Annotated in this window: 17 protein-coding genes; 3 read left to right on the plus strand and 14 right to left on the minus strand. The window is 65.3% G+C overall.

Annotation, left to right across the window (positions count from 1 at the left end; all coding sequences use genetic code 11):
• Positions 1-31: 31 nt before the first annotated feature.
• Positions 32-235 carry a hypothetical protein gene (locus VFO25_12955; protein ID HET9343815.1) on the minus strand — a complete coding sequence of 68 codons (204 nt, stop codon included), beginning with the start codon at positions 233-235 and terminating at the stop codon, positions 32-34.
• Positions 236-290: 55 nt separating this feature from the next.
• Entirely contained in the window at positions 291-644 is a 354-nt protein-coding gene (locus tag VFO25_12960; GenBank protein HET9343816.1) for a hypothetical protein, read from the minus strand.
• A 92-nt stretch (positions 645-736) separates the two neighbouring features.
• Here VFO25_12960 and VFO25_12965 point away from each other — a divergent pair, with 92 nt between their 5' ends.
• The 3 genes from VFO25_12965 to ligD (VFO25_12975) are packed head-to-tail and all read left to right on the plus strand — an operon-like array spanning position 737 to position 4,281.
• Positions 737-1,600 (plus strand): Ku protein, encoded by an 864-nt coding sequence (locus VFO25_12965; protein HET9343817.1) that lies wholly within the window; start codon positions 737-739, stop codon positions 1,598-1,600.
• A 60-nt stretch (positions 1,601-1,660) separates the two neighbouring features.
• Positions 1,661-2,638 carry a non-homologous end-joining DNA ligase gene (gene ligD, locus VFO25_12970; GenBank protein HET9343818.1) on the plus strand — a complete coding sequence of 326 codons (978 nt, stop codon included), beginning with the start codon at positions 1,661-1,663 and terminating at the stop codon, positions 2,636-2,638.
• Positions 2,635-4,281, plus strand: a complete 1,647-nt coding sequence (gene ligD, locus VFO25_12975; protein HET9343819.1) for a non-homologous end-joining DNA ligase — start codon at positions 2,635-2,637, stop codon at positions 4,279-4,281. The genes ligD (VFO25_12970) and ligD (VFO25_12975) overlap by 4 nt, the downstream gene beginning before the upstream one ends.
• Before the next feature lie 15 nt (positions 4,282-4,296).
• Here the strand turns inward: ligD (VFO25_12975) and VFO25_12980 are convergent, their stop codons facing one another.
• The 12 genes from VFO25_12980 to VFO25_13035 form a co-directional block, all read right to left on the minus strand.
• The gene (locus tag VFO25_12980; GenBank protein HET9343820.1) at positions 4,297-4,452 is read right to left on the minus strand and encodes a lmo0937 family membrane protein; all 156 of its coding nucleotides are present in this window, start codon (positions 4,450-4,452) and stop codon (positions 4,297-4,299) included.
• 82 nt (positions 4,453-4,534) lie between these two features.
• Positions 4,535-6,970 carry a TonB-dependent receptor gene (locus tag VFO25_12985; protein ID HET9343821.1) on the minus strand — a complete coding sequence of 812 codons (2,436 nt, stop codon included), beginning with the start codon at positions 6,968-6,970 and terminating at the stop codon, positions 4,535-4,537.
• 72 nt (positions 6,971-7,042) lie between these two features.
• A complete protein-coding gene (locus tag VFO25_12990) occupies positions 7,043-7,729 on the minus strand; it encodes a hypothetical protein (protein HET9343822.1) in 687 nt (228 codons plus the stop codon).
• Between the two features lie 44 nt (positions 7,730-7,773).
• Complete coding sequence (locus VFO25_12995) at positions 7,774-8,979, minus strand: DUF4349 domain-containing protein (protein HET9343823.1); 1,206 nt, start codon at positions 8,977-8,979, stop codon at positions 7,774-7,776.
• The gene (locus VFO25_13000) at positions 8,976-9,575 is read right to left on the minus strand and encodes a sigma-70 family RNA polymerase sigma factor (protein HET9343824.1); all 600 of its coding nucleotides are present in this window, start codon (positions 9,573-9,575) and stop codon (positions 8,976-8,978) included. Before VFO25_13000 ends, VFO25_12995 begins: the two co-directional genes overlap by 4 nt.
• Before the next feature lie 20 nt (positions 9,576-9,595).
• The gene (locus VFO25_13005; GenBank protein ID HET9343825.1) at positions 9,596-9,931 is read right to left on the minus strand and encodes a cupin domain-containing protein; all 336 of its coding nucleotides are present in this window, start codon (positions 9,929-9,931) and stop codon (positions 9,596-9,598) included.
• Positions 9,932-10,035: 104 nt separating this feature from the next.
• Positions 10,036-10,710, minus strand: a complete 675-nt coding sequence (locus tag VFO25_13010; protein HET9343826.1) for a hypothetical protein — start codon at positions 10,708-10,710, stop codon at positions 10,036-10,038.
• Positions 10,711-10,860: 150 nt separating this feature from the next.
• Positions 10,861-11,538 (minus strand): hypothetical protein, encoded by a 678-nt coding sequence (locus VFO25_13015; protein HET9343827.1) that lies wholly within the window; start codon positions 11,536-11,538, stop codon positions 10,861-10,863.
• A 164-nt stretch (positions 11,539-11,702) separates the two neighbouring features.
• On the minus strand, positions 11,703-12,200 hold the full coding sequence (locus VFO25_13020; GenBank protein ID HET9343828.1) for a hypothetical protein: 498 nt from the start codon (positions 12,198-12,200) through the stop codon (positions 11,703-11,705).
• Positions 12,200-13,252 carry a DNA polymerase IV gene (dinB, locus tag VFO25_13025; GenBank protein ID HET9343829.1) on the minus strand — a complete coding sequence of 351 codons (1,053 nt, stop codon included), beginning with the start codon at positions 13,250-13,252 and terminating at the stop codon, positions 12,200-12,202. Before dinB ends, VFO25_13020 begins: the two co-directional genes overlap by 1 nt.
• 10 nt (positions 13,253-13,262) lie before the next feature.
• Positions 13,263-15,140: a hypothetical protein gene (locus tag VFO25_13030; GenBank protein HET9343830.1), complete on the minus strand. Its 1,878-nt coding sequence runs from the start codon at positions 15,138-15,140 to the stop codon at positions 13,263-13,265.
• The gene (locus VFO25_13035) at positions 15,137-15,814 is read right to left on the minus strand and encodes a hypothetical protein (GenBank protein ID HET9343831.1); all 678 of its coding nucleotides are present in this window, start codon (positions 15,812-15,814) and stop codon (positions 15,137-15,139) included. Before VFO25_13035 ends, VFO25_13030 begins: the two co-directional genes overlap by 4 nt.
• Between the last annotated feature and the right edge of the window lie 25 nt (positions 15,815-15,839).

Consider the following 15,839-nt stretch of genomic DNA (forward strand, 5'->3'; position numbering starts at 1 on the left):
GTCACTCGAACCTTAGGAGGTACTCCATGCCCTACGTAGTCGCTTCCGACACGTACACGGCGCCGCCGGATACGTCAAGCTCTTCCACGACGACGCAGCAGAACCAACCCGCACCGGCAACGGTTCCCACCACGAGCACGAGCACGTCGACGACGACCACGACGACGAGCGTCAACCTGAGCCCGACTACTTGGACGGTGATCGTCGTCGCCGCGATCCTCGTGATCGCGCTCATCGTGATGGCTTCGCGCAGCTCGAACGACGGCAGCTCGACGACGATCGTGCGTTGATCAGGAGGTCCGCTTTAGCCTGACCTTATCGTACGCGCACTCGAGCACGAATGCGTTGAGCCGATACCCGACGCGCCCGCGCTTCGATGAAGGCGGAATCGAGCGGATGAGTCCCTTGCGCTCCAATCCGACAAGCGACGCGTGGACGGCCAGCGGTGATATGCCGATGCTCTCGGCCGCCGCTTCATGGCCGGGATAGCGTTCGCTCGCAAGGGACTTCGTCGTGCAGCGGGTCCACAAATACGAGAAGACCGCCTTCTCATTGCGTCGCAGGCAGCTCGACCCGGCGATCGACCCGAAAAGCTCTTCCCACACGTCATCGCAGAGCGTCCGGTCGCGGTTACGCTTAGCCACGTGCATCCCCCACGAACGCCCGTTCGACCGGTAAGAACGTTGTCCCTCTCGCCGGGCAGTGGCGCGGGGGTCGGTGAGGGAACACCTGTGCTATGGCACATGCGATTTGGAACGGCACGATCAACTTCGGTCTCGTGACGATCCCGGTGAAATTATTCACCGCGGTCCGAGAGAACGAGCTGCACTTCAATCAGCTGCATGCGAAAGATAAAGGAAGGATCCGTTATCAGCGCGTGTGCGAGTCGTGCGGAAAGGAAGTCACCTGGGACGACATCGTCAAGGGCTACGAATACGAGAAGGGCGACTACGTCGTCCTCAGCGATGAAGACCTGAAGCAGGCGAACGTCGAGGCGACGCAGTCGATCGACATCGTCCAGTTCGTCGACCTCGACGAGATCGACCCGATGTACTATGAGAAGCCGTACTACCTCGAGCCCGAGAAAAAGGGTCGCCACGCGTACGCGCTTTTGCGCGACGCGCTCGCCAAATCGAACAAGGTCGGGATCGCGCGCGTCGTCATCCGCACGCGCGAGCATCTCGCCGCGCTCAAACCGAATGGCGACGCGCTCGTCCTCGAGATCATGCATTTCGCCGACGAGCTCGTCGAGGTCGGCGACTTCAACATCCCGGATCGCAAGGAAGCGCCGCCGGCGAACGAGATGAAGGCCGCGCAGATGCTCATCGGCACGATGTCGGCGAAATTCGAACCGGAAGATTTCCGCGACAAGTATCGCGACGACGTCCTCGAGATGATCGAAGCGCGCGCGAAGGGCCAGCCGCAAAAGCGCGCCGCGAAGAAGGCACCGGCGACGTCTAAGGTCGTCAACCTCATGGACGTCCTCCAGCAGAGCTTGGCCGAACGCAAAGGCAAAGGCGCGGCGAAGGCTCCTGCGAAGTCCGAGGCGAGGAGCAACGGCAAGAACGGCGCTCGCAAAGTCAAAGTGAAGACCGCGTGATCTGGGACGCGCATCAAAGCCGCGGCGGTCGACCGTAAAGGTCGACCGCTCCATTCCAAGGTGAGACGAACGCTCTTCGGCGGACACCCGCCCGCGCCGATGCTTCCTTCGCTCGGACGCGCGCCGTTCGACTCGGAGGATTGGCTGTTCGAACTCAAGTGGGATGGCGTGCGCCTCATGTGCCTCGTCGAGCCGAAGCGCGTGACGGCCGTCTCGCGCACCGGACGTGACATGGTGCCGTATTTCCCCGAGCTCGCGGAGCTGCGCGGGGCTTTCAAGAAGCTACCGGTGTGCGTCGACGGCGAGATCGTCAGCCTCGACGCGCGCGGTCACTCGAGCTTCCAGCGTCTTCAGCCGCGCATCAATCGTTTGCGCGGCGGGGATCCGACGCCCGGCCGGCTCGCTTTCGCCGCCTTCGACCTGCTCGGCCGGGTCGAGGCCGACCTTCGCGGCAAGACGCTCGACGAACGCAAAGCCGCCCTCGAATCCTCGCTTCGCGCGAGCGACGATTTCGTCATGTGTTCGAAGCACGTCATCGGCGCCGGCAAGCGGCTGTTCGCACAGGCACGCAAACTCGGCATCGAGGGGATCGTCGCCAAGCGACGCGCTTCCGCATACGTCTCGGGCCGGTCGCGAGATTGGTTGAAGCTCAAGGCGGTCCTCAGCCAGGAGTTCGTCATCGTCGGGTGGACCGAACCGCGCGGGTCGCGCCGCCACTTCGGCGCGCTGCTCGTCGGAGTCTACGAGAAGGGCGTGCTGCGCTTCGCCGGCCATGTCGGCACGGGTTTCGATGGCTCGACGCTTGCGGATATTCACCGCCGCCTCGCACCGCTCGAGACGAAACGCAAACCCGTCCCCGAAGACCCGATCGTCAACTCGCCCGTCCATTGGGTCAGGCCAAAGCTCGTGGCAGAAGTGAAGTTCGCCGAATGGACGTACGACGGCGTCCTTCGCCATCCGGCCTATCTCGGCTTGCGCATCGACAAGCGGCCCGAGGAGTGTGTGCGTGAGACACCGGCTGGTACAACCCGAAGATGAGCGCGCGCCCGCGTCGGTCTGCCGCCAAGCCCAACGCCGAGCACCCCGATCTCGCGGAGTACCGCAAGAAGCGCGATTTCGCGCGCACGCCGGAGCCGGCGTCGTCGAAGCGCCCCGCTCGAAAGACCACGGAGCCCCGCTTCGTCGTCCAGATGCACCGCGCGTCGCACTTGCACTTCGACTTCCGGCTCGAAGCCGGCGGCACGCTGAAGTCCTGGGCGGTGCCGAAAGGCCCGTCGATGGATCCTAAGGATAAGCGGCTCGCGATGCGCGTCGAAGATCACCCGCTCGCGTACGCGAACTTCGAGGGCCAGATCCCAGCTGGCAACTACGGGGCCGGCCAGGTCATCGTCTGGGATACCGGCACGTACGGTTTGTTCGAGGGCGAGGATCCCGCTCGCGAGATCGAGCGCGGTTCCGTCAAACTCGTCATGCACGGCAAGAAGCTGAAAGGCAATTTCGCGCTCGTCAAGATCAAAGCTCGCGACGGCAGCCACAACGCGTGGCTGCTCATCAAAGAGGCGGACAAGTTCGCCAAACCCGGAGAAACGCGGCGCGACGACCGTTCGGTGCTGACGAAGCGCACGCTCGACGACGTCGCGGACGATCCCGGCGCGAAGACGTGGCAGTCGAATCGGGTGGCGAGCAGCGCAAGATCGAAACGAGCCGGACGCGTCGCGACGGCACGACAACAAGCCGGTGCAGTTCGGCTCGCGCCTCCGCCTGCGACCGTCGAGCTCAAGCGGCCCGAAAAAGTGCTGTTCCCGAAGGACCGCTATACGAAGGCCGACCTCGCCGCGTACTATGAGGCGGTCGCGCAGACGATGCTGCCGTATCTCGCCGGTCGGCCCCTTTCGCTCCAGCGGTACCCAGACGGCATCGACGGGCCGTCGTTCTTCGAGAAGAACGTCGGACGCGGCGCACCCGATTGGTTGAAGACAGCGGTCGTCGCGGGATCGGAAGACGGCGCGAGCGTCCGCTACATCATCTGCGAGGACCGCCAGACGCTCGCGTATCTCGCCAACCTCGCCGCGATCACACTCCACGTCTGGACGTCGCGCGTCGGTTCGCTCGACGAACCCGACTTCGTGTTCTTCGACCTCGATCCGGGTGACAAGTGCCCCTTGCGGCGGCTCGCCGAGGTCGCGCTTCGTCTGCGCGACATTCTCGTCCAGATCGGCTTGCGGCCGCTCGTCAAATCGTCGGGCGGCAGCGGTCTCCATGTCCTCGTTCCGCTCGGCCCCGGTTACGACTATGAGGTCGTCAAGACGTTCGGCGAGATCGTCGCGCGGAGGATGGTCGAGGTCATGCCTGACGACGTCAGCCTCGAGCGGTCGACGCGCCGGCGCGCAGCCGAGGCGGTCTACTTCGATTTCGTGCAGATCGGCCGAGGCAAGACCATGGTCGCGCCGTACTCCGTGCGAGCGTCGGAGGGCGCGCCGGTCTCGATGCCGCTCGACTGGCGCGAGATCGAACGCGCCTCGAAAAGCCGCGCGCGCGATGCGCGCTCCCTGTTCCTCACCTGGACCATTAAGACGGCGCCGGCATTGCTGCGGCGCCGCGGAGACGCGTGGAAGGGCGCGCTGCGCCGGCCGAGGTCGCTCGAAGGCGCCGTCAAGGCGCTACGTGCGAAGTGGCGCTAGGGCAGCAGCGGCAGCCTAAACCGCGCGCCTCCCGGTCAGCAGATTGTAGATGACGCCGATGACGACGAGCACGATGAGGATGTTGATCAGCGAGCCGCCGATGTGCGCGACCAAACCGATCAGCCAGAAGACGAACAGGATGACGAGAATCGTCCAGATCACGTTTGCCATGCCTAACCCTCCACGACGTTTTGAAAGCGGCACGCCGCCGCGCTGAGCGGGTTGATGCCCGAATGCGAGGCATTGCAAACCTTTAGCGTCGCAACGTCATGACGAACGTCACCGCCGGGCCTTGCAGCGAGAACGCGTCGGTCGGGATCGGTCCGGCCAGGCCTCCGTACGGCACGCCCTGGCCTGCGAGCGTGTAGCCGGCGTCGTACACGCCTGTGAGGTTCGTGCCGTAGAGCCCAGCCTCGAAAGCGCCACGCCGCCAAGTCAGCCCGGCCTGCAACTGCGCGAACGGCGGCCGGTTCAGCTCGTTGTAGCGTCCTTCGTAGCGCACGAGCGCGTCCTCCGAAAGCGCGCCATCGCTGTCATGCTCGAGATCGAAGGTCGCCGTCTGGAGCGGCACGCCGAGATATTGCTCGCCGGCGACGATCGAACCGTCTTGGAAGAGCGGGGACACGGTGGTCGGCGCTGCCGCATCGACGGCATACGCGACCCGCGCCCGCGTCGACCCGCCGATGAGCCAGCTCGCATGGCTCTCAAGTCCCTCGTAGACCGAATCTCCGACGTTGATCGGAAAGCTCTCGCACTCATTCGGAGGCGGAGGTGGTCCGCCGGAGGGATTGCAATCGACCGACGGGATGAAGCGGTGCGACGAGTCGCGCAGCGACGTGCGGAACACGTCGATGCCGACGCGCGCGGACCGTGCGCCGCCGAAGAGGTGCTCGAATCCGAGCCCGATATCGGTCGCGCGATCCGCGGTGAGGTGCGGATTGCCGATGTCGAAGAAACCGTCCGGATCGGGCGGCGGAAGCGATGCCGGCACGTACAGCTCGAGCAGCTGTGGCGACTGGAAAGTCGTGCCGAACGATGCCCGGATCGACGTCTGCGCGTCGGGCGTCCACACGACGCCGACACGCGGGTCCGTGCTCGCGCCAAAGGTGCTGAAGTCGCTCGCATACGCGGCGGCCTCGACGTGGATCTTCGAGCTCGCGTCCACCGCATAGCGGATTCCAAGAGATCGCTGCGTCTGTCCGAGTACGACCGGGGATGGACCAGCGGCGCCTGCGGCGGCGAGCGGGCCGACGACGATCTGATCCTGTGCGCCGCCGGGAGTCGGCACCGTGCGAAGCGATTCGGTACGCAGGTCTGCTTTGATCGTGAGCAGGCCAGAAGAGAATGGTCGATCGATCTGAACGACGTCGTCGCCGATCAGATCGCGTTCGTCGAGCAGGAAAGGATCCGTGCCCGCTGCCGGTCCGACGACCGACTGGTCGAACAGCGACGTCAGATGACGGATCGTGAGGGTCGCCGGAGCCGCGCCCGCCTGGTCGGCGTGGCCGAGCGGAAGCTGGACGTCGAGACCGTATGCGCCGTCGTGCGTCAGCTGCGCCGAGCCGGAGAAATCGACGTGCGTCGCCTGCGCCGGGATCAGTGCCGGCGTTTCGATCGCGCTCAAAGACGCCGAAAGGTCGTGAAAAGCGCTTTGCCCGCTCGCGGTGACGAGCACCGAGCCGGCGCCGCCATCGATCCCGAAGCGGACTTTCGCGAGCGCCGTCGATCCGTTCACGCCGCTGCCGACGAAGATGTTATCGCCGTCCGTCGACAGCACCGCGGCGTCGGGGTCGCCGCGCGTCGTCTGCCGATGGAGCGATATCGCGTAGCCGACGCCCGAGTCCGATCCGGTCGCTTGTGCGGTCGCACCGAACGCACCGAACGATCCCATGCTCAAGCGCATGAGCGCGTGCGACGTCGACGTCGGGTCGAGCGTCTGCACGTTGATCGTGCCGCCGATGGTGTTCGGCCCGGCGAGCGAACCCGGCGAGATGCCGTCGACGACCTGCACGGATTCGAGCTGCGCCGGATCGATGAGCGACAGGTCGAACGCTCCCGATCCGCCGCTGTTGATCGCGTGGCCATCGAGGTCGACGAGCGTCTCGGTCGGGTCAGGACCGCGAAGCGATACCGCGGCCGGCGCAGCAGGATTGCCGCCGGTCGGCCGCACGACGACGGCGATGTCGGCTTCATCCGCGAGCAGCGACGCGAGGTCGCCGCCGCCGCGCGCCGCATAGGTGCGCACGTCGAGCTGCTGCGTCGGCGCCGATGAGGTCTGCAATGCGTCGCCGGCGCGCGTGACGACGCGCCCGATCGTCGTCAGCGACGACGTCGATCGCGCGAGCTGCACGTCGATGATCGTCGTCTGCCCGGTTACTGCGCTCACTTCACGCGCACCGGGCGACTCGTAGCCTTTCGCATATACGTCGAAGACGTACGTGCCCGGTGCGACTGCTATCGAGTAGCGGCCCTGCGGATCAGTCGAGGCCGATCGGGTGATGCCGTTGCGGACGAACGTCACGAGGGCCCGATTGACCGGCGTACCGTCGATCGTCGTGACGGTGCCGGTGACGGGAGCGCTTTCAATCGCGGCGGGCGCCGCGACGGCAGGCTCGCCGAACATGATCACTGCCGCGAGTAAAAGCGGAGCGAAGAACAAGCGTCGCGCGCGCGACAAACTGATGCGCATGATGCGGGAACCGCCTTGTCGTCCGGCCGGCGGCCGGATGCGTGGGAACCGAGGGGCCGGATCCGCGTTAGGTCAGGCGGCTTTGGGCGGAGCGCGTTTCCCCGCACGACGGGAAAGGACGGAGCCGCGTCCTGATGCAGGCGGAGTTTCGATCAGTCGCCTGTGCGCGTCGGCGCGCGACCCGGCGGCGTCGCGCCGAGCGACGAGCCGTACGAGCGCGGACGTCAAGCGACGCGTCGAAGCCGACAGCGCGCGCAGACCACGCCAGAGTGCAAGCGCGACGAGGATGCCGGTCGCGCAAACGATGCTCGACCCGAGCCAGATCGAACCGCCGAGGGTCGAAGCGAAGCCCGGCTGGATACCGGTCGCGAGGCGACCGTCGATCGACTCCATCGCGACGAGGACGACCAACGTCGCGGGTACGATTGCGAGCACGAGGCGCAGCGGCGTGCGCAGCCCGCTTGCTCCGAGCACCGCGTCGAGCGCGCCCCTGAAGCGCCGCGCGTCGGCGAGAGCAGCGATCAGGAACACGAAGGCGCCGACGAGCGTCAGCCCCGCCGCGACGAGCGTCGCGATCGATCGCGACACGTGACCGATGTGGTCGTACGTGTCGTGCGGCACGAGGTAGTCGCCCGCCGCATCGATGGCATAGTGCGCTGCGACGGCGGCGACGCACGCGGCCGAGAAAAGAACGGCGATGCCGAACATGGCCGGCATCGCGCGGCGTGCGAGCGATCTCATCCTGAGGCGGACGCGCATGAGAGAGCGATTCGCGTCAGGCGGCGGCGCTCCCCGGGCGCCGCCTAGAATCGGCGGCGGCTCGCTGCGACTATCCCGCCGGCAAGAGCGACACCCAGGACGTACGGCCCATAGGCCACGATCCAGAGCAGTGCACCGACGATCGCGATCGTGAACGCTTTGACCGATCCGAGCGCCGCGGCCCACGAGCTGGCCAGTTGCGCACCGATGCCGACGCTCACCGAGCGGGCAGGCGCTTCGTCCTGCAGGTCGACCGTGACAGTCGACATCGCGACGCGATGCTGCAGCGCTTGTACCTCTGCGTCGAGCTGCTCGATCTGTTCGCGCGTCGAAGAGACCTGGTTCTCGACGGCGAGCACGTCGTCGATCTTGCCAGCGCGCGACATGATCTTGAGAAGGTCGGATTCGGTGCTGCGCAGGTTGCGAAGCCGCGCTTGCCCGTCGACGATCTGCGTCGAGACGTCCTCGGCGCCGACCGATCGCGACTGGACTCCGCCGATCTTGCCGAGCGCGTCGAGCGTCGATTCGAAGCGGAGCTGCGGCACGCCGATCTCGACGTGTGCCGTGTGCACGACGCCGGGCTGCGTCGGCGTCTCGTCGTCGAGCGAGAGCATCTCGCCGCCTTCCGCGCGCGCGGTCGCGCTGACGCTGCCGATCGCCTTCTCGACGTCGGGGACGATGAGGCTCATGCCCGCGGTGCGAGCGACCTGGCCGGTGCTTTGCATCGAGGGCTCGAGCTGTGCTTGACCTGTCTTCGCCGCGGCTGCGGGTGCGGGGGCGCCGGCGTCTCGTCCGACTACGGCGTTCGCCGCGTAGCTTGCGGGCGCGATGCGTTCGAGCGCGATCGGCGTCGAGCCGTTCGTCGACCCGTACGACGCGAGCGACTCGGGCGCGGGCTTCGGCGTGATGAAGATGCCGAACACGACGAGCGCTCCAAGCGCCGACGACACGACGAGCGCGCGCCTCCACGGCGTGAGCGACCACCACCAACCGAACCATGGATGACCGAGCCGCTTGCGCTCTTCTTCTTTTTCGATCGCGTCGAGCGCGCGCGCGAGGCCACGCCCGCTCGGCTCGGGAGCGGTCGCCTCGAGCTCGAGCATCGCGGTCTGGATCTTCGCGAGCTCATCGACTTCGGCAGCGCACGCGTCGCATGACGCGACCTCGAGCGCAGCCGACTGCCGCTCGCCCATCGGCAGCGTGCCGTTGACGTACCAGGGCAGCAGCTCTGCGATCTTCGCGTGGCTCATGAGACGTCCGCCCGGACGCCGCGGCGCTCGAGCGTCTCTTTGAGCCGCTTTTTCGCGTAGAACATCCTCGTCTTCACCGTGTTCACCGGACAGCCGACGATCTGCGCGATCTCGGCGTAGCCGTAGCCGTGTCCGAACGTCAGCACGAGCACCGCACGATGCTCGGCCGATAGGGTGGCGAGCGCGAGCGCGACGTCGTTACGCACGCTCTCGTGCAGCGCGGCAGCCTCTGGCGCGAGCCGCTGGTCGTCCGGCGCGTTCTCGACCGCATGAAGGTCGACGACCGGCGGCCGGCGGCGGCGCAGCGCATCCATCGCCTTGTGATAAGCGATGCCGAAAACCCAGACCGACGGTTTCGATCTGCCATGGAACCGAGCAGCGTTCTTCCAGACCTCGACGAGCACGTCGTCGGTGAGCTCCTCCGCCAGTTCGACGACATGGACGAAATGGAGGAAGTACCGGAACAGCGGCCGCTGATACGCACCGTAGAGCCGCTCGAAGGCGGCGCGATCCCCGCGCGCGATCTGCGCGATCCACAAACCTTCGAGCGCCGGGCCGTCGTCGGGTAGCGGCATACCGTCTAGTCGCTTGGACATCTCAAAAGGTTCATCGGGCGCTACCCGTGTCCGGACGCACCACCGCTCGGCGGCCCGAAGAAAAACACCCACACGGCGAATGTTTCGCCGATGTCTTCGAAGCGATGGGCCTCTCCCGCCGGGACAAATATGAGGTCCCCGGCCGCCACGCTCTGCCGGCCTTCCGGGGACGCGAACGACGCCGTGCCGGTCGCGACGACGTACAGCTCATCGCAATCGTGCGGGGTTTGCGGATCGACGCCGCGGGGCGCATAGTATTCGACCTCGACGCCGTAGCGGTCGACTATGGGCGTCGCGAGGTTGTCGGAAGGACGTGGTTTCGCCGCCGCGTCGGACGGACCGATGATCCAGCTCATGTGCGATGAGTGCGCAGAAAACGAGCGGTCGACCTTTGCCTCTGAGAAAATGTAGCGGTCGAGCTTTAGCTCGACCGCCGCGGCCTTCCCTCACACGCCTTCTATCACGGATAGCCCGGCGGGAAGACATACGCCGGTATCCAGCTCGGCGGCGTGCCGATGACGAGCGTGATCTCCTCGAACGGTGAGAACGCGATCGTCGTCGGATCCATTCCCGGCTGGAGCACGCCGTCGATGTAGACCGAGACCGAGCCCGAGTAACCGGCAAACCCGTTCGTGCTCAGCGGCTCGCCCCAAAGATCGAAGTACTGCGCGAGGGTGAACGCCCTGCCGTCCGGCGGCTCGATGTGGATGATGCCCGTCTCGTCGTGCGTGTGCACATAGTAGACGCATTTGGCATGATAGACGAACTTGTTGTGGCCAGGCTGCTTCATGCCGGTGCCGCGCGGCAGCGCGATCTGTTCGCCGTTGACGAACATAGAGAGGTGGACGTGGTGGTGGAACTGGTTGTCGAGCGCGCCCTTGCAATCGATGCCGTCGATCTGCTGGCCGTGACCGCCGGTCGACGTGTCGCCTTCGGGAAAGGTGTCGGTCCCTACGGTCGTTCCGATGACGAGTTGCATCGGCGTCGGCGACGGCGTCGGCGACGGTGCGAGCGTCGGGCTGGGCTGCGGGTTCGGGGCGACCGCGCTCGACGCCCCGCCGCCGGCGCCGCAACCGATCGACGCCGCCGCTGCGATGGCGCATAGAACCATGCCGGCGAATGCGGTTGATCTCATCGATTGCTCCCCCCAAGCGACTCGGTGAATCCTCGATGATTCCTCGCCACCCGGCAGCGCCTCCCGCCGAGTCGCCGCTCGCTCGAAGAGCAAACGAGAGCGGCCGATCGTATACGATCGGCCGCCTTTCTCAGTGCCGCGGATCCGCGATCACGGATAACCCGCCGGGAAGAGGTACACCGGTATCCAGCTCGGCGGGGTGCCGATGACGAGCGTGATCTCCTCGTACGGCGAGAACGTCACCGTGTTCGGATCCATCCCCGGCTGCAGCACGCTGTTGATGTACACCGCGACCGCACCCGTGTAGCCGGCGAAACCGTTCGTGCTCAGCGGCTCGCCCCAGATGTCGAAGTATTGCTTAAGGTTGAAGGTCCGCGCGGTCGGCGGTTCGATGTGGATGATGCCCGTCTCGTCGTGCGTGTGCAAGAAGTACGCGCACGTCGCGTGATAGATGAACGCGCCGTGCCCCGGATTCTTCATGCCGGTGCCGCGAGGCAGAGCGATCTGCTCGCCGTTCACGAACATCGAGAGATGGACGTGATGGTGGAACTGGTTATTGAGAAACGCGCGGCAGTTGATCCGATCGACCTGCTGACCGTTTCCGCCCGACGCGGTGTCGCCTTCAGGAAATACGTCCGTGCCGATCGTCTCGCCGAGCGAGAGTTGGATCGGCGTCGGCGTCGGTGTCGGCGACGTGAACCGCGACACTTTCGCGGCCGGCGGTTGCGAGAGGACGGATCCGCCCGTCGTGCCGGAACCGCCGCAGCCGACGATGGTCGCTACCGCGACGGCACCGGCCGCTATAAAAACGAGTGCAGATGTCTTCATTAGCAATGAGCCCCCATCGATCTGCCTAAGCTCCTCTAAGTTCTACCCTGGCCGAGCGGCGTCCCCGCGAGGTACCAGGGCCTTTCTTCCCTTTTTACGCTTCGTCAAAAAGGGGGAGCGGTCGAGATTCATCTCGACCGCCGCGGCCTTTCATATACGCTCGATCAGAGCGGAGCTATGAGCTTGAACGTGATCTGACTGCCGGCAGCATATTGCGTCGTGTTGAAGCCGTTGTTCAGCTTGAGCAAGTACTGCTTGTCCAAGATGTTCGTCCCGGCTATCTCCCAGCCGAACCCGCTGCCGTCGGGCGGCGGACGTCTGCCGATCGACGCGCCGAGCTCGACATGCCCCGGTAAGCGACCGGTCCCGTTCTCGAACTGTGCCGGGAAGCCGCTTCCCCACGTCGTCTGGAGCGTCGCGTAGCGCTGCGGCGCGTATACCCACGTATACGCTGTATTCAACGTGTTCGTCTGGTCGTGATCCTCGAGCGCGAAATCGTTCGCACCTTGCAGCGATCCGGGTGAGAACAAGAACGTGCCGCCCGAGATGCGCTTCGCCGAGCTTTGGCCTAGGAATTCGAACGAGCCGTCGGCCGCGGACGTCGTCGTGAACCTGTCCTGAGATTTCGCTTTGTTCATCGTCGGCGGACGACCGTATGACATCAGGTGAAGAGCGATATCTGCTTCACCGACGTCTGCACGAGCGTGCTGACGCGAACGCCGACGAGCCGCACCGGCGTGTCGTCGACACCCGCGCGGCGCAGACAAAAGATCGCGGCGCCCGCGATGACGCGAGCGTCGTCGGTGGGTTGCGCCATCGACGTCTGCTTGCCGGTGACGGTGAAGTCGCCGCGTTTCACCTTGACGCCTATCGTGTGCGCGCGAAGACCGCGCTTGCGCAATCGTTCTGCCAGTTCGCCGGCTTGTTCGCGAATGATCGGGATCATCGGCTCGACGCCGATGACGTCGCGCTCGAACGTCGACTCGCTCGAAATCGATCCCGCAGTCCAGTCGCCGTCATCGGAGCTCACCTCGCGATCGTCGATGCCCCGCGCGAGGTCGCGAAGGCTCAGGCCCCACTTGCCGAAAAGTGCGAACGCTTCTTCATCCGACATCGCGGCGATCTGTTCGCATCGTACGATAGATCGGTCCCGAAGGCGCGCTTGCGTCTTCGGCCCGACGCCCCACAGCGCGCCGACAGGTTTGTCGGCGAGATACGCGCGCTCATCGCCGGGCGCTACCGCGGTCAAGCCGTCGGGTTTGCCGTCGTCGCACGCGACTTTGGCGACCATCTTGTTCGACGCGACGCCGATCGAGACGGCGAGCGACGTCGCAGCGCGGACCGCATCCTTGAGCCCGCGCGCCGTCGTCACCGCCGCGTCGAGGCCGATGTCGCCGACGTCGAGGAACGCCTCGTCGAGCGAAAGTCCTTGCACTCGTTCCGCGTGGGTCCGATAGATCTCGAAGACCGCTTTGCTCGCGGTCCGATACTTGTCGAAGGTCGGCGGCACGATGACGAGATGCGGACAGCGCTGCTGGGCCATGAAGAGCGGCATCGCGCTGTGGATGCCGTAGGGTCGCGCCTCGTACGAGGCCGTGAGCACGACCGCGCGCCGGCTCGAGCCCGAGACGACCACCGGTTTACCGCGCAGCGACGGGTCGTCACGCTGTGCGACGCTCGCGTAGAACGCGTCGAGATCGGCGTGAAGTATCACGCGGATGAACCTACGGTTTGCGGCGGGGTGCGGTGATCAGGCGCAAGACATCGTCGGATCCGGGAACGCGTTCGAGGTGCGGGTAGCGATCGCCGCCATGGTACGCGATGTCGACGGTCCGATACAGGTCGTCGTCGAGGACGATCAATTCTATCTGCCGATTCGGGTCCTTCGCGTCGGCGAGCGCCCGATGGAGACCTTCGATCGAGAACTTGCGGCCGTTCACGGCGACGATCTGCGTCTGCGGGCCGATGCCTGCGATCGCCGCGGGGGAGGCAGCGAGGACGTCGTCGATCTTGCCGTCGCTTCCGGTCGAAAAGCCAAGCGAATAACGGAAATTCGCGCTTCCGCCGGTTTCTTCGTCGAGCTCATCCCAATGGTTCGGGGTCCCCGTCCAGTAGAGGCGCCAGCCGGTAAGATCGATGCCGAATGACGCCGGATGCGGCGCGACGTCGTAGACCCACTTCTGGAAGAACCCGTTCCAATCGTACGGCTGAACGTTTTCGAGCGCTGCGACGACGTCATCGCGCGTGTATGGGACGACCATCGGCGGCGTGCTCTGCTGACCGTCGAACGCCTTGAGGAAATCGTCGAGCGATCGCCCGCCGTGCGACTGCGCTCGGATGATCGCATCGACCGACAGCCACACGAGCTCGCCCTCGGTGTAGAAATCGCCTGCACTGCGTCGCTGAGACGACCACTCATCGGGTGCGTTGTACAGATACGGCGCGGCGATCGCGGTGTCGACGAGCGGATCCGCCAGCCGGCCCGGCTCGTAGTCCATCTGAGCATAGATGTTCGCGAGGTATTCCGGGTATTGCGATGTCGGCACAAAGCCGCTGCGGAATGCGAGCATGTCGCCGAGATACTGGTTCAAGCCTTCGTACACCCAAAGCAGATCGGTGCGCTCGGGCTTTTGATAGTCGGGCTGGATGAGATCCGCCGGCCTGCGGTACTTACCGTTCCAGGAATGCGAGTATTCGTGGGGGAGCAGATCGGCGCCGCTCTCCAGCTGCGCGGCGTTCGTCCAATAGTCGGCGCTCGCGCGATTGTCGCTCGATTCGTGATGTTCGATGCCTTGACCCGGGATAACGTCGGTGAGCGTCAGGAGAAAATGGTAGTGTCGCCAGTGCCGCGCGCCATAGAGCGCATCGGCTTCGGCGATGAGGTTCTTGTAATGCTGGACGTTCCCGTCGCTCAGGTCGAGGTCTTCGGGTGCGTCGCCGAAAGCGTCGATCTCGTTCGTGTAGCCGCCGCTGTCGAGCAGGACGATCCGGCGCCCGTATCGCCCGGCGTCGAGCGGTGAGTCGACGAGCGTCAACAACGACGTCGTCGCGAAGTCGACCCTATCGCCATCGCGCTTCGGTCCCGAGAGCGCGGTGCCGAAGGTCCAGCCCGTTGGTAAGATGATGCTCGGCGTGAAATCGATGTCGGATGACGGGCGGCCGGCCGGATAGAGCAACACTCGGTTCCAGTTGATGATGACGATGTTCGGCGTCGCCATCGGATCCGATGCGGTGATCAGATTGTCGAACGAGACGTCGAGTCTCGTCGCGCCCGGCGGCGGTGTCAAATGGAACGTCGAGAGGTCGACCGTGTCACGTGTCCATGCGACGTCGATGCCGTTCGCGCGGATATGCAGCGATGCGACGCCTTGGATCGGACCGCTCGGAGAGTGCTCGCCCGGTATCCACAGCGGATAGTAAAGCGTCATCGGGCCGTTCGCCGTGACCGGCACCGTTTCGGTGACGTGAAGGATGTTGCGCGGCGCTTCGCGCGCGTCGACCACGAGCGTTATCGGCGCTGCGGCAGCGTGCGCCGTCGCGGCCGCGGCGATGAAAGCCGCGGCCGCTGCGAAGATGCCCGTTGACAGCGCGGCCGGTTTCACATCCCGCCGGCGTGCGTCGTGGACGGCTTCACGTCGGGATTCTTCTCAGCGAAAGCGCCGCTCGGGTTCGGGACGAGCCAGAACTCGAGATCCCACAAGTGGGCGAAGTGAAACGCGAACGCGACTTGCGCCGTCGATAGCGCCTTGCCCGTCTTGACGATATCCGCTGCGGTGACCGACGCCGGGTCTCCGCCGACTTTCGTTATCGAGCTGTCTTCCATGCCGCCGAACTTCAGCGTCGCATCAGGCTCCATCAACGCGTAGTGCACGTGGTTTTCGAATTCGAACCAACGAGCCGGGATGATGCCCCATCTCGATGGCGGGTGCTTCGCGTCGGTCCATAGCGTGCTGTAGTCGACGCCGATAAGACGGCCCTTGACGTCGTACCAGATCTGACTCGGGTGCGTTTCGTCACTGACCCAGTACTTCGGGTTGACCCACGATATCGCGCCGGTGCGGTCTTCGTTGTTATACCGGAAGTAGCCGGCGGCGCTCGCTTGCGTCGTCGTGCCGTACATCTTTTGCAGCTCGGCGGTCGCCCTGGTCACGAACGGCTGCTCCGCAGCCGTCGGCGTGTCGGGCGGTGCCTTCGTCGCCGCCGCGTTTGACGCCAATGGAGAAAGAGCCGCGAGCGTAAGGCACGCGGCCATGATGAAGGCGTGTTTTTGCTTCATGCGCGCAGGTTCGGCTCTTTTGAGC

The sequence above is a fragment of the Candidatus Eremiobacteraceae bacterium genome (assembly GCA_035710745.1).
Lineage (GTDB): Bacteria > Vulcanimicrobiota > Vulcanimicrobiia > Eremiobacterales > Eremiobacteraceae > JANWLL01.